Source organism: Pseudomonas sp. TREG-RG-20F-10-E-6-01, assembly GCF_022662455.1.
GTDB lineage: Bacteria > Pseudomonadota > Gammaproteobacteria > Pseudomonadales > Pseudomonadaceae > Aquipseudomonas.
The window spans coordinates 26,201-47,470 of sequence record NZ_JAKNQP010000017.1; the positions used below are offsets into that span (position 1 = coordinate 26,201).

General features: G+C 61.9%; 17 protein-coding genes. 13 read left to right on the plus strand and 4 right to left on the minus strand.

The window, feature by feature from the left end:
• The first annotated feature begins 30 nt into the window (after positions 1-30).
• The 12 genes from L8K08_RS27885 to L8K08_RS27940 all read left to right on the plus strand — a co-directional run bounded on the left by L8K08_RS27885 (position 31) and on the right by L8K08_RS27940 (position 12,051).
• On the plus strand, positions 31-1,026 hold the full coding sequence (locus L8K08_RS27885) for a D-cysteine desulfhydrase (protein WP_242201412.1): 996 nt from the start codon (positions 31-33) through the stop codon (positions 1,024-1,026).
• A gap of 280 nt (positions 1,027-1,306) precedes the next feature.
• Positions 1,307-2,101, plus strand: coding sequence for a cystine ABC transporter substrate-binding protein (gene tcyJ, locus L8K08_RS27890; protein WP_145159776.1), 795 nt, complete (start codon positions 1,307-1,309; stop codon positions 2,099-2,101).
• Positions 2,101-2,766: a cystine ABC transporter permease gene (gene tcyL / locus L8K08_RS27895; protein WP_106577395.1), complete on the plus strand. Its 666-nt coding sequence runs from the start codon at positions 2,101-2,103 to the stop codon at positions 2,764-2,766. The genes tcyJ and tcyL overlap by 1 nt, the downstream gene beginning before the upstream one ends.
• 3 nt (positions 2,767-2,769) lie before the next feature.
• On the plus strand, positions 2,770-3,516 hold the full coding sequence (gene tcyN, locus L8K08_RS27900) for an L-cystine ABC transporter ATP-binding protein TcyN (RefSeq protein WP_242201414.1): 747 nt from the start codon (positions 2,770-2,772) through the stop codon (positions 3,514-3,516).
• 381 nt (positions 3,517-3,897) lie between these two features.
• On the plus strand, positions 3,898-4,683 hold the full coding sequence (locus tag L8K08_RS27905; protein WP_242201415.1) for a hypothetical protein: 786 nt from the start codon (positions 3,898-3,900) through the stop codon (positions 4,681-4,683).
• A gap of 187 nt (positions 4,684-4,870) precedes the next feature.
• Entirely contained in the window at positions 4,871-6,112 is a 1,242-nt protein-coding gene (locus L8K08_RS27910) for an SfnB family sulfur acquisition oxidoreductase (RefSeq protein WP_242201416.1), read from the plus strand.
• A gap of 24 nt (positions 6,113-6,136) precedes the next feature.
• Positions 6,137-7,330: an SfnB family sulfur acquisition oxidoreductase gene (locus tag L8K08_RS27915; protein ID WP_242201417.1), complete on the plus strand. Its 1,194-nt coding sequence runs from the start codon at positions 6,137-6,139 to the stop codon at positions 7,328-7,330.
• Complete coding sequence (locus tag L8K08_RS27920) at positions 7,330-8,682, plus strand: LLM class flavin-dependent oxidoreductase (protein WP_242201418.1); 1,353 nt, start codon at positions 7,330-7,332, stop codon at positions 8,680-8,682. The genes L8K08_RS27915 and L8K08_RS27920 overlap by 1 nt, the downstream gene beginning before the upstream one ends.
• Before the next feature lie 141 nt (positions 8,683-8,823).
• On the plus strand, positions 8,824-9,639 hold the full coding sequence (locus L8K08_RS27925) for a MetQ/NlpA family ABC transporter substrate-binding protein (RefSeq protein ID WP_242201419.1): 816 nt from the start codon (positions 8,824-8,826) through the stop codon (positions 9,637-9,639).
• Positions 9,636-10,751 carry an ATP-binding cassette domain-containing protein gene (locus tag L8K08_RS27930; protein WP_145159762.1) on the plus strand — a complete coding sequence of 372 codons (1,116 nt, stop codon included), beginning with the start codon at positions 9,636-9,638 and terminating at the stop codon, positions 10,749-10,751. Before L8K08_RS27925 ends, L8K08_RS27930 begins: the two co-directional genes overlap by 4 nt.
• Positions 10,741-11,385, plus strand: coding sequence for a methionine ABC transporter permease (locus L8K08_RS27935; RefSeq protein WP_145159760.1), 645 nt, complete (start codon positions 10,741-10,743; stop codon positions 11,383-11,385). The genes L8K08_RS27930 and L8K08_RS27935 overlap by 11 nt, the downstream gene beginning before the upstream one ends.
• A gap of 39 nt (positions 11,386-11,424) precedes the next feature.
• A complete protein-coding gene (locus L8K08_RS27940) occupies positions 11,425-12,051 on the plus strand; it encodes a class I SAM-dependent methyltransferase (protein WP_242201420.1) in 627 nt (208 codons plus the stop codon).
• A 108-nt stretch (positions 12,052-12,159) separates the two neighbouring features.
• Here the strand turns inward: L8K08_RS27940 and L8K08_RS27945 are convergent, their stop codons facing one another.
• The 4 genes from L8K08_RS27945 to L8K08_RS27960 all read right to left on the minus strand — a co-directional run bounded on the left by L8K08_RS27945 (position 12,160) and on the right by L8K08_RS27960 (position 19,671).
• Complete coding sequence (locus L8K08_RS27945) at positions 12,160-14,355, minus strand: glycoside hydrolase (protein ID WP_242201421.1); 2,196 nt, start codon at positions 14,353-14,355, stop codon at positions 12,160-12,162.
• A 116-nt stretch (positions 14,356-14,471) separates the two neighbouring features.
• Positions 14,472-17,525, minus strand: coding sequence for an efflux RND transporter permease subunit (locus L8K08_RS27950; RefSeq protein ID WP_242201422.1), 3,054 nt, complete (start codon positions 17,523-17,525; stop codon positions 14,472-14,474).
• A complete protein-coding gene (locus L8K08_RS27955) occupies positions 17,522-18,592 on the minus strand; it encodes an efflux RND transporter periplasmic adaptor subunit (protein WP_242201423.1) in 1,071 nt (356 codons plus the stop codon). The genes L8K08_RS27950 and L8K08_RS27955 overlap by 4 nt, the downstream gene beginning before the upstream one ends.
• Positions 18,589-19,671 (minus strand): efflux RND transporter periplasmic adaptor subunit, encoded by a 1,083-nt coding sequence (locus L8K08_RS27960; protein ID WP_242201424.1) that lies wholly within the window; start codon positions 19,669-19,671, stop codon positions 18,589-18,591. Before L8K08_RS27960 ends, L8K08_RS27955 begins: the two co-directional genes overlap by 4 nt.
• A 122-nt stretch (positions 19,672-19,793) precedes the next feature.
• Here L8K08_RS27960 and L8K08_RS27965 point away from each other — a divergent pair, with 122 nt between their 5' ends.
• A complete protein-coding gene (locus L8K08_RS27965; protein ID WP_242201425.1) occupies positions 19,794-20,954 on the plus strand; it encodes an AAA family ATPase in 1,161 nt (386 codons plus the stop codon).
• Positions 20,955-21,270: the final 316 nt, after the last annotated feature.

The window sequence follows — 21,270 nt, forward strand, 5'->3', positions numbered from 1 at the left end:
CGCCCAATCACTTAGCCACTGTGCGTCGCCATGATCAAACAACAGCTCGACCGTTTTAACCGCCTGGACCTGCTGGGCGGTGCCACTGCCCTGGAAAAACTCGAGCGGCTGTCGACCTGGCTGGGCAGGGACATTTACGTCAAGCGCGATGACACCACGCCACTGGCCATGGGCGGCAACAAGCTGCGCAAGCTCGAATACCTGGCAGCCGATGCCCTCGCTCAAGGCGCCGACACCCTGGTAACCGCCGGCGCGATCCAGTCCAACCATGTGCGCCAGACTGCTGCGCTGGCCGCCAAGTTGGGCCTGGGTTGCGTGGCACTGCTGGAGAACCCGACCGGCACCGAAGACCCGAACTACCTGGGCAACGGCAATCGCCTGTTGCTGGAGCTGTTTGACGCCAAAGTAGAACTGGTCGAGAACCTCGACAACGTTGACGACCAACTCAATGCCCTCGCCGATCGCCTGCGCAGCAACGGCAAGAAGCCGTACCTGGTGCCGATCGGCGGTTCGAATGCACTCGGGGCGCTGGGTTACGTGCGCGCCGGGCTGGAGCTAGCCGGGCAGATCGAAGCCAGCGGCATTGAGTTCGCCGCCGTGGTACTCGCCTCCGGCAGTGCGGGCACCCACAGTGGCCTCGCCCTGGCGTTGAGCGAAGTGCTGCCGAATTTGCCGGTGGTGGGCATTACCGTGTCGCGCACCGAGCAAGCTCAGTTCCCGAAAGTGCAGGGCCTGGCCGAACGCACCGCCGAGTTGCTCGGCGTGGGCGTTCCCGACGCATTCAAAGTGATCCTGTGGGACGAATATTTCGGCCCGCGCTACGGCGAACCGAACGCCGGCACCCTGGCGGCGGTCAAGTTACTGGCAAGCCAGGAAGGCCTTCTGCTGGACCCGGTGTATACGGGCAAGGCCATGGCCGGCTTGCTTGATGGCATCGGTCGCCAGCGGTTTGAAGAAGGTCCGATTATTTTCCTGCACACCGGCGGGGCGCCGGCGTTGTTTGCGTTTGACTCCGTGTTTAACTGAATAAACACGGATCAAAATGTGGGAGCTGGCTTGCCTGCGATAGCGGTCAGGCAGCTACAAAAATGTTGGCTGATACACCGCTATCGCGGGCAAGTCCGCTCCCACATTGGATTGATTGCATATTCTAAAAACGCATAACAAATTAGATTTATATTATTTTCAAGTCTTAGAAACTGGCTTTATAGTCGCGCCGAAGGCGAAGACGCGCTTCGCGCTTTAAGGCAGGATACGACTACTGCGTCACCTGCTTCGCTCAACATAAAAAACACAGGGGCTGTTCATGACTATTTCTGTATTCCGTCGCACGTTGCTGGTTGGCACATTGGGCTTGGCACTCGGGGCTGGTCTGATGGGCCAAGCCATCGCTGGTGAGCAGCTTGACACCATCAAGAAGGCCGGCGAGATCAAGATCGGCCTGGAAGGCACCTACCCGCCGTTCAGCTTCGTCGATGAAAGCGGCAAGCTCAGCGGTTTCGAAGTCGAGCTGTCCGAAGCGCTGGCCAAAGAGCTGGGCGTCAAGGTCAAGCTGCAAGCCACACCGTGGGACGGCATCCTCGCGGCCCTGGAATCCAAGCGCCTGGACGCCGTGGTCAACCAAGTGACCATCTCCGAAGAGCGCAAGAAGAAGTACGACTTCTCCAAGCCTTACACCGTTTCCGGTATCCAGGCGCTGGTGCTGAAGAAAAACGTCGACGCCATCAAAACCGCCGATGACCTGGCCGGCAAGAAAGTCGGCGTAGGCCTGGGCACCAACTACGAACAATGGCTCAAGGACAACCAACCCAAAGCCATCATCAAGACCTACAACGATGACCCTACCAAGTTCCAGGACCTGCGGATCGGGCGCATTGACGCCATCCTGATCGACCGTCTGGCCGCGCTGGAATACGCCAAGAAAGCCCCGGACACTGCTGCCGCCGGTGATGCTTTCTCCCGTCAGGAAGCCGGTATTGCACTGCGCAAAGGCGAGCCTGAACTGCTCGACGCCGTGAACAAGGCCCTCGACAAACTGCGTGCCGACGGCACCTTGAAGAAGCTGTCCGAGAAATACTTCAACGCTGACGTCACTCAATAATGGAAGCAGGTTTCCAACTCGCGCTGGACTCCGCGCCCTTTCTGCTCAAGGGCGCGTACTACACGGTGATTCTTAGCCTCGGCGGGATGTTTTTCGGCTTGCTGCTGGGCTTTGGCCTGGCCTTGATGCGTTTGTCGCGCTTCAAGTTGGTCAGTTGGATCGCCCGCGTCTACGTGTCGTTCTTTCGCGGCACGCCCTTGCTGGTGCAGCTGTTCCTGATCTACTACGGCTTACCGCAAGTGGGCATCGAGCTGGACCCGATCCCGGCCGCCATGATTGGCTTTTCGCTGAACATGGCGGCTTACGCCTGTGAAATCCTGCGCGCCGCCATCAGCTCCATCGAGCGCGGCCAATGGGAAGCTGCAGCCAGTATCGGCATGACCCGTGCGCAGACCCTTCGCCGGGCCATCCTGCCGCAGGCCATGCGCACGGCCTTGCCGCCATTGGGCAACAGCTTTATTTCGCTGGTAAAAGACACGGCGCTGGCCGCTACCATCCAGGTGCCCGAGCTGTTCCGCCAGGCCCAATTGGTGTCTGCGCGCACCTTCGAAATTTTCACCATGTACCTCTCCGCTGCCCTGATCTACTGGATCCTGGCGAGCATCCTGGCGCATTTTCAGAACCGCCTGGAAGACCGGGTCAACCGGCATGACCTGGAGTCTTGAAGCATGATCGTGGTTGAAAAACTGACCAAACAATTCAAGGGTCAGGTGGTACTCAACGGGATCGACCTTGAGGTCAAGGAAGGCGAAGTTGTCGCCATCATTGGTCCCAGTGGTTCCGGCAAGACCACCTTCCTGCGCTGCCTGAATTTCCTCGAAGAACCCACCAGCGGTCGCATCAAGGTGGGTGACATCGAGATCGACAGCAGCAAGCCGCTCAACCAGCAGCAAGGCCTGGTGCGGCGCTTGCGCCAGCACGTGGGTTTTGTGTTCCAGAACTTCAACCTGTTCCCGCACCGCACCGCGCTGGAAAACGTCATCGAAGGCCCGATGGTGGTCAAGAAGATGCCTCGCGAAGCAGCCACCGAACTGGGCCGCGCGCTGCTGGCCAGGGTCGGTCTGGCGGGCAAGGAAGGGTCTTACCCGCGGCGCTTGTCCGGTGGCCAGCAACAGCGCGTGGCAATCGCCCGTGCATTGGCCATGGAGCCGGAGGTGATTCTGTTTGACGAACCCACCTCGGCACTCGACCCGGAGCTGGTCGGTGAAGTACTGGCGACCATCCGCAGCCTGGCCGAAGAAAACCGCACCATGGTCATCGTCACCCACGAAATGAGCTTCGCCCGGGATGTGGCCAACCGGGTGATCTTCTTCGACAAGGGCGTGATCGTCGAACAGGGCGAGGCCAAGGCGCTGTTTGCCAACCCCAAGGAAGAACGCACCAAGCAGTTCCTGAGCAAGTTTCTGGCCCACTGACACCCCGAAAAACCTAGGTGGGCGCTGGCTTGCCTGCGATGCAGGCACCTCGGTGTGTCAGTCACACCGCAGCGATGCTATCGCAGGCAAGCCAGCGCCCACCTAAGCGCGTTCCTACATAAAATCCTCGCGATAACAAATAAAACGCACCGCCGCACCCACCTTAAAATCCCCCGCCTCGTCAGCTCTTTCTGAATCTGCTCCAACCCGCCGTTTAGCCCTTTGCCGCCATTGACGCCCGCCGGCCAACCCTCTTATCTAGGGCCCAGAGGATTGGATCCTATCCCGGCTATTCACTGAATCGTTCCTTTCGGCACCCGGCGCACACTCGCGCCACGGGCGCCGGAACGATTGCTGCTGGCTGCATCAAGGAGATGACTTATGACGCGCACTGCACCCTCGGCCATGCTTACCGCCCCGACGTTGCCCCAGGCTAATCGATACGGTATCAACGCCCTCGCCGCCGCCCAACTGCAGGTGGATATCGCCCCCTATCCCGGCATGGAGGAAGGCGACCTGATCGAGCTGTTCTGGAACAACTGCTTTGCCGACTCCCGGCGCGTGAGCGCGTGCAAAATCGGTACTCCCACCCGCCTGCGCATCCCGCAAAGCTTTGTGCAGGATGGCTCGGCGCAGATTCACTATCAGGTCATGCAAATCGGCCACGGCCCGGCCCGTTCGGCGGTCACGCACGTGCGGGTCAAGACCTGCCCACCCGGCGGCCAACCGTCGCCCCTGTTCAACGACGAAAACCAGAACCTTGCCCCCGTCAGCCTGCCCGACATGATCCGCCGCTACGGCATCAACGGTAGTCAGGTGCGACGCGGCATTCCGCTGAGCATCGAGCCGTACGCGCATATGGCCACCGGCGACGCCATCACCCTGCGTTGGGGCGACGTGCGTCTGGACCTGCCGACGATCCAGAGCAAAGACGTCGGTCTGACGGTGCAGGTGTGGGTGCCCTCTGCGGTGATTGTCGAAGCGGGCGACGACTGCCGGCTGGACGTGACGTACTGCATTCTGGATCGCGTCGGCAATAATTCGCGCTGGGCGCCCGCGCGCACGTTGAACATCGCCGCCTGCTCGTCGCAGGCGCCGGCCCGCCCGGCCGGGGCCACGTCGACCTATCAACCACGTCAGCCCGGTTCTCCCTGCGAACCTGGGTAACAGACCTTCTATGCATATTCCTAAAAGTTAGTTTATTTAAAGATTTAACACGCTTAGGGTATATGCACCGGACCACCGGACATCTCTGATTTTTCTGTTTTTATTTCATTGAATGCGAGGTCGGTATGGTCAGAATTACCCCGGTGCATAACGCCAGGGCATTACGTGCAGCCAAGGAGCGGCGCTGATGTCTAACTTGGCTCTAACACCCCCCCAGAGTGATCTGGACGTAGCCCCACTGCTGTTGCCGGCGGCTGTGCTGCGCGACGACGCGCAAGCGTTGAGCGCAGCCCACGAACTGGCTCAGGCCGCGCGCCTGCAAGCGGCCAAGCGCGACCAGCAGCGCAAGCTGCCCTGGGCGCAGCTTGAGCAGTTCACCCGCAGCGGGCTCGGCAGTATTTCCATTCCCCGTGAATACGGCGGCCCACAGGTATCGTTCGTGACCCTGGCCGAGGTGTTCGCGATCATCAGCGCGGCAGACCCGGCCCTCGGGCAGATCCCGCAGAACCACTTCGGCATCCTGCATCTGCTGCAGGGCGCTGCCACCGAACGCCAGAAAAAACAGCTGTTCCAGAGCGTCCTCGACGGCTGGCGCATCGGTAATGGCGGCCCGGAACGCGGCACCAAAAACACCCTGGAACTCAAAGCGCGGCTCACCGCCCAAGGCGATGGCTACGTGGTCAGCGGCCAGAAGTTCTACTCCACCGGCGCGCTGTTTGCCCATTGGGTGGCGGTGAAGGCGTTGAACGATGACGGCAAACAAGTCATGGCCTTTGTGCGCCGTGGCACGCAAGGGCTGCGCATCGTTGACGATTGGTCGGGCTTCGGCCAACGCACCACCGCCAGCGGCACCGTGCTGCTTGACCGGGTACCGGTGGACGCCGAACTGGTGATAGAGAACTGGCGCATCGGCGAAAGCCCGAACATCCAGGGCGCCGTCTCGCAATTGATCCAGGCGGCCATCGACGCCGGCATCGCCCGCGGCGCTCTGGATGACACCATCGCCTTCGTGCGTGAACGCTCGCGCCCATGGATCGACGCCAAGGTCGAACGCGCCAGCGATGACCTGTATGTGATCGCCGATATCGGCAAGCTGAACATCGAACTGCATGCCGCCGAGGCACTGCTGCGCAAGGCCGGCAAGGTACTGGACGAGGTCAGCGCTGCGCCGATCACCGCGCAATCCGCCGCGCGCGCGTCGATTGCCGTGGCCGAAGCGAAAGTGCTGACCACCGAAGTGTCGCTGCAGGTCAGCGAAAAGCTCTTCGAGCTGGCCGGCAGTCGCGCCACCCTCGCCGAATTCAACCTCGACCGTCATTGGCGCAACGCCCGCGTGCACACCCTGCACGACCCGGTGCGCTGGAAGTATCACGCCATCGGCGCCTATCGCCTGAACGGCACGTTGCCGGCTCGTCATTCCTGGATCTGACCGACCAGACATCTGGAGAACATCATGACTTTCTCTACAAACGTCGCGGTTATCACCAGCGACGAACAAGCCCTTATTGTCGCCAGCGACCTGGCCGAAGACTTGGGTCGCGACAGCGCCCAGCGCGACCGCGAACGCCGCCTGCCCCTGCCCGAGCTGGATGTGTTTTCGCGCTCCGGCCTGTGGGGCATCAGCGTGCCGAAGGAACACGGCGGCGCGGGTGTGTCCAACGTCACTCTGGCCAAGGTCATTGCGCTGATTGCCCAGGCGGACGCCTCGCTGGGCCAGATCCCGCAAAACCATTTTTATGCCCTGGAAGTGCTGCGCGTGAATGGCAGCCCGGCGCAGCAAAAACGCCTGTACGCCGAGGTGCTCGCGGGCCAACGTTTCGGCAACGCCTTGGCGGAGCTGGGTACCAAAACTGCCCATGACCGGGTGACCCAAATCACCCGCGACGGCGACGGTTTTCGTATCACCGGCCGCAAGTTCTACGCCACCGGGGCCATCTACGCGCAACGCATCCCCACCTCAGTGGTGGATGAACACGGCGTGCAGCAACTGGCATTTGTGCCGCGCGACAGCGAAGGCCTGACGGTCATCGACGACTGGAGCGGCTTCGGCCAGCGCACCACCGGCAGCGGCTCCGTGGTGTTCGACAACGTGTGGGTTGCCGCACAGGATGTGGTCCCGTTCCAGAGCGCCTTCGAGCGCCCGACCACAGTCGGCCCATTGGCGCAGATCCTTCACGCTGCCATCGACACCGGCATCGCCCGCGCCGCCTTCGAGGATGCGCTGCATTTTGTGCGCACCAAGACCCGGCCGTGGATCGACTCCGGCAACGACAAGGCCACTGAAGACCCGCTCACCTTGAAAAGCTTCGGCCACCTGAGCATCCGCCTGCACGCCGCCGAGGCGTTACTGGAGCGCTCCGGTGAGTTCCTCGACCGCGCCCAGGCCGACAGCACTGCCGAAACCGTCGCAGCAGCGTCCATCGCCGTCGCCGAAGTGCGCGCCTTGAGCACTGAAATTTCCCTGGCCGCCGGCAGCACCTTGTTCGAACTGGCCGGCAGCCAGGCGACCCTGGCCGAACATGGCCTGGATCGCCACTGGCGCAACGCCCGCGTGCACACCCTGCACGACCCGGTGCGCTGGAAGTACCATGCGGTGGGCAATTACTACCTCAACGATGAAAACCCGCCACTGCGGGGGACCATCTGATGGCCAAGAAAAAAATCCTGCTCAATGCCTTCAACATGAACTGCATCGGGCACATCAACCATGGCCTGTGGACACACCCACGGGACACCTCAACGCAGTACAAGACCCTCCAATACTGGACCGACCTGGCGCAGACCCTGGAGCGCGGGCTGTTCGACGGTTTGTTCATCGCCGACATTGTCGGCGTGTACGACGTTTACCAGAACTCCATCGACGTGCCGCTCAAAGAGTCGATCCAGCTGCCGGTCAACGACCCATTGCTGCTGGTTTCGGCCATGGCGGCCGTCACCCAAAACCTCGGCTTCGGCCTCACCGCCAACCTCACCTACGAGCCGCCGTATCTGTTCGCCCGACGCATGTCCACCCTCGACCACCTGAGCCGTGGCCGGGTCGGCTGGAACATCGTCACCGGCTACCTCGACAGCGCCGCCAAGGCCATGGGCCTGACCGAACAGGTCGAGCATGACCGGCGCTACGACCAGGCCGATGAATACCTGCAAGTGCTGTACAAACTCTGGGAAGGCAGCTGGGAAGACGACGCGGTCATCAACGATCCACAGCAACGGGTCTATGCGCAGCCCGGCAAGGTGCACAAGGTTGAGCACCACGGCGAGTTCTATCAGGTCGAGGGTTATCACCTTTGCGAGCCGTCGCCGCAACGCACGCCGGTGCTGTTCCAGGCCGGCAGCTCGGAGCGCGGCTTGCTGTTCGCCGGACGCCATGCCGAGTGCGTATTCATCAGCGGGCAGAACAAGGCCGCGACCAAAGCACAGGTCGACAAGGTGCGTGCCAGTGCCGTCGAAGCCGGGCGCAACCCGGAGGACATCAAGGTGTTCATGGGCCTCAACGTGATCGTGGGCGCCACCGAAGAACTGGCCTGGGCCAAGCACGCCGAGTACGTGAGCTATGCCAGCCCGGAAGCCGGTGTGGCGCACTTCTCGGCCTCTACGGCGATCGACTTTGCTCAATACGAAATCGATGAACCGATCCAGTACGTGAAAAGCAACGCGATTCAGTCGGCCACCAAGAACCTGCAAAACAACGATTGGACGCGGCGCAAATTGCTCGAGCAGCACGCCCTCGGCGGGCGCTACATCACCTTGGTCGGCTCGCCGGAACAGGTCGCTGACGAGCTGGAATCGTGGATCAGCGAAACCGGGCTGGATGGCTTCAACCTGACGCGCATTGTCACGCCGGAAAGCTATGTCGATTTCATCGACCTGGTGGTGCCGGAGTTGCAGAAGCGTGGGTCGTACAAGACGGCTTATGAAGCCGGCACCTTGCGCGAAAAAGTCTTCCATGGCTCCGCGCGCTTACCCGAACAACACACCGGTTCCACCTACCGACACTGAACCAAAACTGTGGCAGCTGGCTTGCCTGCGATGGCGGTCTGTCAGGCACATTTTTTTGCTGGCCCACCGCTATCGCAGGCAAGCCAGCTCCCACAGTTGACCGAGTTGTTTGCACTCACACCTTATGACTGGAAATCGATTATGAAAAAGCCCCTGCTCACCCACCCAGTCAAAGCACTGGCCCTGGCCCTTGGTTTATTCAGCTCGGCGGTATTCGCCGCCGATGCACCGCTGAAAGTCGGCACCACCGCCGCCTTCGCGATTCCCCTGGAAGCCGCCGTCGCCGAAGCCGACAAGCAAGGCCTGAAGGTCGAACTGGTGGAGTTCACCGACTGGATCGCGCCCAACGTCAGCCTCGCCGCCGGCGACATCGACGTGAACTACTTCCAGCACATCCCGTTCCTGGAAAACGCCAAGGCTGCCGCCGGGTTCGACCTGGTGCCGTATGCGCCGGGCATCATCAATAACGTTGGCCTGTATTCGAAGAAGTACAAAAGCTTCAACGACCTGCCTCAGGGCGCCAGCGTGGCGATCGCCAACGACCCAATCAACAGCGGTCGTGGCCTGCAGCTGCTGGCCAAGGCCGGGCTGATCACGCTCAAGCCGGGCGTGGGTTACAAGGCCACCGAAGAAGACATCATCGCCAACCCGAAGAAGATCAAGATCCTGCAAGTGGAAGCCGTGCAGCTGGTGCGCGCCTATGACGACGCCGATCTGGTGCAGGGTTACCCGGCCTACATCCGTCTGTCCAAGACCTTCGATGCTGAGTCGGCGCTGCTGTTCGACGGCCTCGATCACCCGGAATACGTGATCCAGTTTGTGGTCCAGCCCAAAAGCAAAACCGACCCGCGCGTGATCAAGTTCGTCGACATCTACCAGCACTCGCCGGTGGTACGCGCCGCGCTGGATAAATCCCTCGGCAAGCTCTACCAAGTCGGCTGGGAAGATAAAAAATGACCGCCGCCAACGCCCAACTGCGCGACCTGGGCACCGCGCCCAGGGACGCCGAGCAGACAGAACTGCACCCGGATTTGAACCGCGCCCATGTGCGGTTTATCAACCTGGGCAAAACCTATGACGGCAGCGTGCATGCCTTGCAAGGCATTGACCTGGCGATCCAGCGCGGTGAGGTGTTCGGCATCATCGGCCGCAGCGGCGCCGGCAAATCCTCGCTGATCCGCACCATCAACCGCCTGGAGCAACCCAGCAGCGGGCGCGTGCTGATCGATCAGGTGGACATCGGCGAGTACGACGAAGACCGCCTGGTCGCGTTGCGTCGGCGCATCGGCATGATCTTCCAGCACTTCAACCTGATGTCGGCCAAAACAGTGTGGCAGAACGTCGAGCTGCCGCTGAAGGTCGCCGGCGTGCCCAAGCTGCAGCGCGAGCAAAAGGTGCGTGAGCTGCTGGAACTGGTGGGTTTGCAGGACAAGCACAAGGCTTATCCCGCGCAGCTGTCCGGCGGGCAGAAACAGCGTGTCGGCATTGCCCGTTCGCTGGTGCACGACCCACAGATTCTGCTGTGCGACGAAGCCACCTCGGCCCTCGACCCGGAAACCACGCAGTCGATCCTCGGCCTGCTGCGCGAAATCAACAAACGCCTGGGCCTGACCATCGTGTTGATCACCCACGAGATGGCGGTGATCCGTGAAATCTGCGACCGCGTGGTGGTGCTTGAGCACGGTCGAATCGTGGAGCAAGGCCCGGTGTGGCAAGTATTCGGCAACCCGCAGCATGAGGTCAGCAAAACCCTGCTGGCGCCGCTGCAACACGGGCTGCCGGAAGAACTGCAAAACCGTCTGCAACTCACCCAGACATCGGCCGACGCCGCGTTGGTACTGCGTTTGCAGTTCACCGGCAGCGATACCGACGAACCCGACCTGGCCGCGCTGTTCAGCGCCCTTGGCGGGCGCGTGCGCTTGCTGCAAGGCGGCGTGGAGCGCATTCAGGGGCATGCCTTGGGGCAATTACTGTTGGCGGTGAATGGCTCGCCGCACAACGCACAAGCACTGCGCACCCTGGCCGGGCGTTGGGCGCAACAGGTGGAGGTGCTGGGCTATGTGGTTTGAGCGTTTATTGCAGGGCGCCATCGACACCCTATTGATGGTGGGCGTGTCGTCGTTGATCGCGCTGTTGGTGGGTATTCCGCTGGCGGTGTTTCTGGTCACCAGCGACAAGGGCGGCATCTACCAGGCACCGGCGCTGAACCGCGTGCTCGGCGCGTTCGTCAATCTGTTCCGCTCCATTCCGTTTCTGATCCTGATGGTGGCGCTGATCCCGTTTACCCGGCTGATTGTCGGCACCACCTATGGCGTGTGGGCGGCCGTTGTCCCGCTGACCATCGCCGCCACGCCGTTTTTCGCGCGGATCGCCGAGGTGAGCCTGCGCGAAGTGGACCACGGTTTGATCGAAGCCGCGCAGGCCATGGGCTGCCGCCGCTGGCACATCATCTGGCACGTGCTGTTGCCAGAGGCGCTGCCAGGGATTGTGGGCGGGTTCACGATCACGCTGGTGACCATGATCAACTCGTCAGCCATGGCGGGCGCCATCGGCGCAGGCGGCTTGGGTGACATTGCCTACCGCTACGGCTATCAGCGTTTCGATACGCAAATCATGCTCACCGTGATTGTGTTGCTGGTGATTCTCGTCGCGGTGATTCAGTTGGGCGGCGATCGCCTGGCTCGGGTGCTGAACAAGCGGTGAGGTATAGTCGGGCGATCTCAGCGCCCGGTATTCCCCGCCATGACCCTCAAGCCCGACGACCTCAACCAGATCACCTCCATCACCCTCGGCCACTACAACAAGGTGGCCGAGGACTTCCGTGAAGGCACCCGCGATCACGATGTCAGCCAGAACATCGACGCGCTGCTGCGCCATATCCAGGGTACAGCGCCGTTTACCGTGCTGGATTTCGGCTGCGGGCCGGGGCGTGATCTGCAGACATTTACGCGCATGGGCCATATCGCCGTGGGGCTCGATGGCTGCGAACGATTTGCGCAAATGGCCCGCGAGGACAGTGGCTGTGAAGTGCTGCAGCAGGACTTTCTCAAGCTGGACCTGCCGACCGAACGCTTCGACGGGGTGTTTGCCAACGCGGTGTTGTTTCATATCCCCAAGCAGGAACTGCCGCGCATTCTCAAGCAACTGCACAGCGCGTTGAGGCCTGGGGGCGTGCTGTTCAGCTCCAACCCACGTGGTGAAAATCAGGAAGGTTGGAACGGACCTCGCTATGGGTCTTATCACGACCTTGAAACCTGGCAGGGTCTGCTGACGGCGGCCGGGTTTGTGGAGCTGGAGCATTACTACCGACCGGCCGGGTTGCCGAGGGAACAGCAGCCTTGGTTGGCGAGTGTGTGGCGCAAACTGTAGATTTTCGTCGTCTGGCCCGGCCCTATCGCAGGCAAGCCAGCTCCCACAATTGGAATGCATTTCAACTGTGGGAGCTGGCTTGCCTGCGATGAGGCCTTACCGGCACAGCTAATCCACCTGATACACCCTAGGTTTTTCACCCTCTACCAACGCCGTCACACTCTTTCCCGCATACCCTTCTTTGTCCCCAGCAGCAAAATTCGCCACCAACCGCGTGCCATCGGCAAACGTGGTTTCCTGCACCTGTTTGTCGGCCGTCAACCAGCGAAACCCTGTCATCGCCTGAGTCGCCAGGCGTTGATGCAGCGGCCGGAAGAACCGGTCCTGATGCTGAATCACCGGCAGCCGTTCTTTAAGCGTCGCGGCACTCAAGTGATACAGCGGCGGCACGTTGTAGAGCAGCTGGGTCAACTCATTTTCAGCCCGCACATTGCTCAGCTTCAAACTGTCGAACAACCAATGATGCGTGGTGATCACCGAGCCGTGGAACACCGCCTGATACAACGGCAGGCGCATCGTCGGGTTGAAATACACGCTGCGAAACGGCTCGTTGAGCGGCACGGGCTTGAAGAAGACCGTCGGTTGCTCCGGCGGGTACCAGTTACCTACGTAGTAAGGCGATTGCCTGTCTTGGGTCATCTCGCGATCACCCCAGCCAATCACTGGCGTCTGCATGCCGTGGGCAAACAGAATGCCTTGGGCTGTCACCGCATTGCCGTCTTCGGAGCCGGCGGGCAGCTTGAGCACCGTGTTGAGCCAGCGCGACGCGTCGATATTGCCTTCAGCGTTTTGCGCCTGGGTCATTGGCGCGCCGTCACGGTAACTGTCGAAAACCATGCTGGTGGCGTAGGCATCCAGGAACCAGGCGTTAAAACCGGCCTTGGCTTGCACCGCTTTCACCCGCGCTTCCAGTAAAGGCCGCACGCAGCGCGGGTCGGTGTAATGGCCCGATTGCTGGAAGCCGGTCTTGAGCTTGCCGTCCTTCAACACGATGGCGCAGTTGCGATAAGCCTTGGTGCCCAGGTGCGCGGTGGTCCAGTCCGGGTTTTCGGTGATGGACAGTGCGGTTTCATAGGAGTCGTAGGGCGCCATCAAGTAGCCCGCGTTGACCCCCGCCTGAATCGCTTCGGGGTGCCAGAGGCCGCCTTCCCAACCTTCGCCCAACGTCAGCAGCAGACGCTTGAGCCCCGCGTCTTGCAGCGATTTCAGGGTCTTGGCCGACAGGGTGCTGCCCCAAGTGGCAGGGCTGTCGGTCAAGGCGCCGGCAAATGCCGTGGCCAGTTCATGCCGGAGTGCGCCATACCCCTCGGCAAGTTGGCGCATGTCCGGCTCGTCGCTGGCCTGCCAGGTTTGCCGGGCCTTTTTGTTGATCGCCGCGTTGAGCCCACGCAGCAAAACCGTCTTTTGGTAGCGATCCAACGTGCCGGCCTGCGTCAGCACCTGCATGGTCTCTTTGTCCAGCAAGCCCTTGAGTTCGTGGCCGCGCAGCACCTTCACCAGCAGCGGCCAGTCGCGCACATCCTGGGGCCCTAACAGGTCATTGCCCCACAGATAGACGTGGCTGGCACCCAGCAGCTTTTCAGCCTCGGGGGTCTGGCGCAGCTTGTCCGCCAGTGGCTCATAACGGCCCTGCTCCACCAGCCATTGGCGATAGCGCTTGGCTCCGGCCAGCGGGTCGGCATCGCCCAGGTGCAGGCGCAGCGTCATCGGCGCGGTGGGTTGCAGTGCGGTGAATTCATGGGATGCCAACAGCGCCAGACCGTTGCCATCGGCCTGCCACGCCAGGCGATTGTTATAGGGGTTGGTCAGCAACCAATTGAGCGTAAAGCGCCCATGGTCCACGCCCCATAGCGGCAGGCTCAGATCCTGGGTGGTGTTGACCTCGCCCTGTTCCAGCAAAAACGCCTGCCAGAGGGTGTTACCCGCCGGCACGTAATGCCCTTCGGCCAAGGGCCAGATCAAGCCTTTGCCCATGGCCTCGGCGGGTTGGCGCAACAGCGCCAATGGGCCCGGCTCGCGTGCGTTGATGGTCAGTTCAAGGTCGCGCTGCTCAAGGCGCGCGGTCAGGTGGTAGGCGCCGCTGTCCCACTGCCAAGTGGCTTGCCCGGCATCGGCCTGCACATCGGTGACCGCGTGCGCCGCCACACCGCTGGAGGCCTGCACTGCGGCCTCGCCCGCCGGGGTGACGCGCAGCGCCAGCGTGGCGGGGTCGAGTTCGACCCGCCAGAGGGCGTTTTCCAGCACGGTGCCAGCGAAGAGTCGGGGAGACAGCAACAGGCAAAAAATCAGCACTAAACGGCGCATGACACGGGCCTTCCAAAACGCAAACAGGCCCGGAGGGTAAAACACTTACTGCCAGACGAATGTAGGGAAAGTGTTTCCAGGAGCCTTCCCACATCCTTGCAGGAAGGCGCCGAGGGTCAGGCCTGTTCTTTTTTCGGCTCGCGAATCTTGTACCAAGCCACATAAAGCGCTGGCAGGAACAACAGCGTCAGCAAGGTGGCGATGATGATCCCGCCAATCATCGCGTAGGCCATCGGCCCCCAGAACACTTCCCGCGCAATCGGGATCATGCCCAGGCTGGCTGCCGCAGCGGTCAGCAGGATGGGACGGCGCCGGTGCTCGGTGGCTTCCACCACGGCATCCCACGGCGTGTAGCCGTCGCGTTCATACGCATCGATCTGCGTCACCAGAATCACCGAGTTACGGATGATGATGCCGATCAGCGCGAGGATGCCGAGGATCGCCACAAAGCCCATGGGCGTGCCCGTGGGGATCAGCGCCAGCACCACGCCGATCAGCCCGAGCGGCGCGACACTGGCCACCAGGAACATCTTCTGCACGCTGTGCAGCTGGATCATCAGGAACGTGGCCATCAGGAACAGCATCAACGGCACCACTTTGGCGATAGGGCCTTGGGCCTTGCCGCTCTCTTCGACGGTGCCGCCGGTGGCGACTTTGTAGCCCACCGGCAGGCCGGCGCTGAACGTGTCGATTTCGGGCTTGAGTTGCTTGACCAGGTCGGTCGGTTGCATCTCATCACGCACCGAAGCCTTGACGGTGATGGTTGGCTTGCGGTCGCGACGCCACACCAGCGGCTGTTCCAGCTCATACCGCACGGTGGCGAAGGCCAGCAACGGAATCGAGGTGCCGTTGGGCGTGACAATCTGCAGGTTCTGCAAGGTTTCCGGGGTGCCGCGTTCGGCATCTTCGGCGCGGCCGACCACGTTGATCAGGTAGATATCGTCGTGCACTTGGGTCACCGAAGCACCGCTGACCACGCTGTTCATCAACTGCGCCACGTCTTCCGACGACAGCCCCAATTGCCGCGCCTTGTCCTGGGCAATGTCCACGCGCAGCACTTTGCCCGGCTCGTTCCAGTCGTAAATGATCTCGCCCAGGTGAGTGTTTTTATCCAGCAAGGTCGCCAGTTCAATGGCGTGCTTGCGCACCTGGTCGGTGTCCTTGCCAGACACGCGATATTGAATCGGCCGCCCAACCGGCGGGCCCATTTCCAGTGGCTGCACATAGCTGCCGATGCCGACAAAGTCATCGCGCAGGCGTTTTTGCAGGCGCGCAATCAACGCGCCGCGCTCTTCCAGGCCTTTGCTGACGATCACCAACTGCGCGTAGTAGGGGTTTTCCAATTGCTGGTCCAGAGGCAGGTAGAAACGAATCGCACCCTGGCCGATATAGGTGCTCCAGCGCGCGATATCCGGATCGTCCTTGATGATCGCCTCAAGGCGGTCGACCGCCTTGCGCGTTTCGTTGATCGAGGCGTTTTGCGGCAGGTTGAGGTCGACGAGAATTTCCGGGCGGTCCGATGACGGGAAAAACTGGTTCTGCACAAACTGCATGGAAAACACCGACGCCACAAACAAGCCCACGGTGATACCAATCGCCCACCAGCGGTTGCGCATGGCCCAGAGCATGCCGCCATTGAACGCGCGACCGATGCGCCCAGGCTCTTTGTTTTCGGGTTTAACGTTGGCGCTGAGGATATGCACGCCAATCACTGGCGCAAACAGCACCGCCACCACCCACGACACCAGCATCGCCACGGCAATCACCGCAAACAGCGTGAAGGTGTACTCGCCCGCCGAGCTGGCGTTGAGGCCGATAGGCACAAAGCCGGCGACGGTCACCAGCGTGCCGGTGAGCATCGGGAATGCGGTCGAGGTATAGGCATAGGTCGCCGCCTGTTCCTTGGTTTCGCCTTTTTCCAGGCGCGTGATCATCATCTCCACGGTGATCATCGCGTCGTCCACCAACAGGCCGAGGGCGATGATCAACGCGCCCAGCGACACGCGCTGCATGGTGATGCCGCTGTATTCCATGAACACGAACACCAGCGCCAGCACCAACGGAATCGAGCACGCCACCACCAACCCGGCACGCATGCCAAGGCTGATAAAGCTCACCACCAGCACGATGATGACGGCTTCAAACAGCGCGCTGGTAAAGCCGCCGACGGCCTCTTCCACCACTTCTGCCTGGTCGGAGACTTTGTGCACGCCAACGCCCACCGGCAGGTCAGCCGTCAACTCATCCATGCGCGTGTGCAGGGCCTTGCCGAATGACTGGATATTGCCGCCCTTCTGCATGGCGATGGCCAAGCCAATCGCCGGCTGGCCATTGAAACGGAACATCGGCCGCGCCGGATCGACGTAGCCACGGCTGATGTCGGCAATGTCGGCCAAACGGTAGAAACGGTCATTGAGGCGCAGGTTGACGTTGGCCAGGTCCTTTTCGGAGGCAAACTGCCCCGAGGTGCGCACCGAAATCCGCTCCGGCCCGGCCTCGATCACCCCGGCCGGGGTCACCGCGTTCTGCGACTGCAGGCTTTGTACGACCTGGCGCTGGTCAATCCCCAACGCTGCCAGTTTGCGCGTGGAAAAATTCAGGTAGATCACTTCGTCCTGCTGGCCGATCATCTCGACCTTGCCCAGCCCCGGCACCGAGCGGATCTCGGCGCGCACTTTCTCTACGTAGTCACGCAGCTGGCGCATCGACAAGCCGTCGCCGGTAAACGCGTAGACCGAACCGAACACGTCACCGAACTCATCGTTGAACGACGGCCCCTGCAAGCCTTGGGGGAAGGTGCCGCGAATGTCATCGATCTTCTTGCGCACCTGGTACCAGATATCCGGAATCGCCTTGGCGCTGGTGGTGTCTTTGAGGAACACGAACACCGTGGACTCGCCCGGCCGCGTGTAGCTTTTCACGTAGTCGAGGGAGTCGAGTTCTTCGAGTTTTTTCTCGATGCGGTCAGTGACCTGCTTGAGGGTTTCTTCCTGGGTCGCGCCCGGCCAGCGGGTCTGGATCACCATGGTTTTGATGGTGAACGAGGGGTCTTCCTCGCGGCCAAGGTTCATGTAGGAGAACACGCCCATCAGCAGCGCGACGAACATCAGGTACCAGACGAAGGACTGATGCTTGAGGGCCCAGTCGGATAAGTTGAAGCTCCCTTTCATCGCGGGCTGTCCTCGTCGATTTTGACTTTTTGCCCGGGTTTCAGGCTGTTCACGCCAGCGGTGACGATGCGTTCGCCGGGTTTGACGCCGCCATTGAGCACGGCGCTGTCGGCATCGCGGCTGACCACCGTAACGTCACGCGGCTGCACGGTCTGGCTGTGGGTGTCGAGCAGCCAGATGCGGGTCTTGCCGTCAACTTCCTGCAAGGCGCTCACCGGCAGTTGGATACGGGGTGCGATGGCGGTGCTCAAGGTCACGCTGATTGCGGTGCCCAGGCGGAAGGCTGGCGGTGTTTCGGTCAGGGTCAATCGCGCACGACGGGTGCGCGTGGCGCTTTGGGCCTGAGGCTCGATTTCACGCACGATGGCGGTGGTGTTGACGCTCGGATCGAGTTGGCCTGCAACCACAAACACCACATCGGTGGGCAGGCGTTCAGCCAGGCCGGCCGGCAGGTCGATTACCGCTTCCTTGATGTCCGGGCGCGCGAGGGTCACCACTTGCTGGCCGGCGCTGACGACCTGGCCAGCCTCGGCGTTCCAGGCGGTGACGATACCGGCGTGGTCGGTGCGCAGTTCGGCGTAGTTGAGCTGGTCCTTGGCCTGGTTGACCGAAGCCTTGGCCTGGTCGAGGGTGGCCTGGGTGGTTTTCAGGTCGGTCTGGGCCACGTCCAGCTGGGCCTGGGCGCCGACACCACGGTTGAACAATTCCTGCTGGCGGCGGGCGTTGGCCTGGGCGTTGATGAACTGCGCCTGCACGCGGGCGAGGTCGCCCTGGGCGGCGCGCAATTGGTTTTGCTGATCGGTGGGATCGAGCACGGCGAGCAAGGCGCCCTTCTCCACTTCGGCGCCCACGTCCACCGCGCGGCGGGCGATACGGCCGGGTACGCGAAAGCCCAGGTTACTTTCATAGCGGGCCTGGATGGTGCCGGCGAAGCGGCCGAGGTTTTCCTGGTCTTCAGCTTTGACTTCCATCGACAACACCGGGCGCACGGGCTCGGGCGGCGGTTCTTTCTTGGAGCAGGCGGCCAACAACAGGCTGGCGGCGAGCAGAGCCGTCAGGCGCTTCATGGCTGGGCTCCTTGCTGGGCGATCTCGACCAGCATGCCGGGGTGCAACAATTGTCCGCCGGCCACCACGACTTTTTCGCCGCCTTTGAGCCCGTCGCCAATAATCACTTTGCCGGTGAGGTAACGCGCCACGCTGACCTTGTGCAACTGCGCCTTGCCGTCACCGTCGATCAGCCACACGGCGGGTTCGTTGAGGTCTTTGGTCAAGGCCGACCACGGCAGCTCGATGCTGGCCTTGGCCGGGCCATTGGCGGTGGCGCTGACCACCGAGCCCAACTGCATGCCCTTGGGCAGCGATTGCAGGGCGATTTTGACTTGCACGGTGCCGGTATTGGCCGCCACCGCCGGCGTGACCTCGCGAACCTTGCCCACGGCCTTGATGTTCGGGTTATCCAGCAGGCTGACCGTGATCGGTGCATCCGGCGGCGGCTCTACCAGCAGCGACTCATAGACATTGAACACCGCATCGCGATCGCCATCGGTGGCCAGGCTGAAAATCGGCACGGTGGCCTGCACGACCTGGCCGACTTCCGCCTGGCGCGCGGTAATCACACCGGGCGCATCGGCGATCAGCGAGGTATAACCGAGTTGTTCACGGGCGTTGGCGAGCTGGGCTTGCGCGGCGGCCAGGGCGCTTTGGCTGCTGCGCAGCGCGGCTTGGGCGGTGTCGTATTCGCTGCGGCTGGTGTAGCCCTTGGGCAGCAGTTTTTCCTGGCGAACGAAGGCGGCGGCGGTTTGCTTGACGCGGGCCTGCTCGGCCACAACCTGGGCCTGAGCGGAATCGACGTTGGTCTGCTGGTCCTTGGGATCGAGCTTGGCCAGCACTTGCTTGGCGGTCACACGGTCACCCACGTCGACCATGCGCTGGATGATTTTGCCACCCACGCGAAAGGACAAATCGGTTTGCACACGGGCCTGGATATCGCCGGTCAGGGTGACTGCCGCGGCGAAATCCGCCGGCTGCACCGTCTGCACAAAAACCCGCGAATGCTCCTTGGGCTCGGCCTTTTCCTGACCACAGCCAGTCAGCAGCGCCAAGAGGCCAAGGCTGAGTAAAACTATCGAAGTGCGACCGCCCATGCAGGCTCCTTTTGCGTGATGCCGACTTGCCAGTGTGTATGCGACTGTGAGCTTAGATCAGGGTTCCTTATCTGCATGGAGGATCCCATACTCCAATGGTTCCCACGTCGACTGAATACCCTATGTTGAAAACCCTGGCGGTGGCCAATTACCGTTCGATCAATAAATTGGTGGTGCCTCTGGACCGGCTGAACCTGGTCACCGGCCCCAATGGCAGCGGCAAGTCCAACCTGTATCGCGCCTTGCGCCTGCTGGCGGAAACCGCCCAAGGCGGCGTCATCAATGCGCTGGCCCGTGAAGGCGGGCTGGACTCGACCTTCTGGGCCGGGCCGGAAACCATCAGCCGACGCATGCGTGAGGGCGAAGTCGCCGTACAAGCCACCACCCGCCAGAACGTGAAGCGTCTGCGCCTGGGATTTGCCGGGGAAGATTTCAGCTACGCCATCTCCATGGGGTTGCCGTCACCCGGTATCAGTTATTTCTCCCTGGACCCCGAAATAAAAAAAGAATGCATCTGGGCCGGCCACCTCTATCGCCCCGCCAGCCTGCTGGTGCAGCGCTCCGGGCCGATGGTTCGGGCGCGAGAGGGGCGCAACTGGGATGTACTGGCCCAGCACACACCCGATTACCACAGCCTGTTTGATCAGGTCGGCAGCCTGCGCGGCTCGCCGGAGGTGTTGTTGCTGCGCGAAAGCATCCGTGGTTGGCGCTTTTATGATCACTTTCGCAGCGACGTGGACGCGCCCGCTCGCCAACCACAATTGGGCACGCGCACGCCGGTGTTGCATCACGACGGGCGCGATTTGGCCGCGGCGTTGCAGACCATCCGCGAAATCGGCGACCCCGAGGCATTGCAGCGTGCGGTCAGCGATGCATTCCCCGGCGCACGCCTGAATATCCAGCCGTTGCAGGGCGGGCGCTTTGCGATTGAGTTTTATCAGGAAGGCTTGCTGCGGCCCTTGTCGGCGGCGGAGTTGTCGGACGGCACCTTGCGTTATCTATTGTTGATCGCGGCGCTGCTCACGCCACGGCCGCCGACCATGATGGTACTGAATGAACCGGAAACCAGCCTGCACCCGGATTTGCTGCCGGCGTTGGCGCGTTTGATTATCCAGGCGTCCCAGCATTGCCAGGTGTGGGTGGTGTCGCATGCCAGCCGATTGATTGCGGCGTTGCAACAGGATGAAGGGTGTAATTCGATTGTGTTGGAGAAGGTGATGGGCGAGACGCGGATTGTGGGGCAAGGGATGCTGGATGCGCCGGCGTGGCATTGGCCGGAGTAGGTGCAGTGACTGCACTGGCCTCTTCGCGGGCAAGCCCGCTCCCACATTAGCCTGCATTCCAAGGTTGGAACTCGGTCAAAGGTGGGAGCTGGCTTGCCTGCGATAGCGGTAGAACGTGGTATTGGCCGGAGTAGGTGCAGTGACTGCACCGACCTCTTCGCGGGCAAGCCCGCTCCCACATTAGCCCGCATTCCAAGGTTGGAACTCGGTCAAAGGTGGGAGCTGGCTTGCCTGCGATAGCGGTAGAACGTGGTATTGGCCGGAGTAGGTGCCGTGATTGCACTGGCCTCTTCGCGGGCAAGCCCGCTCCCACATT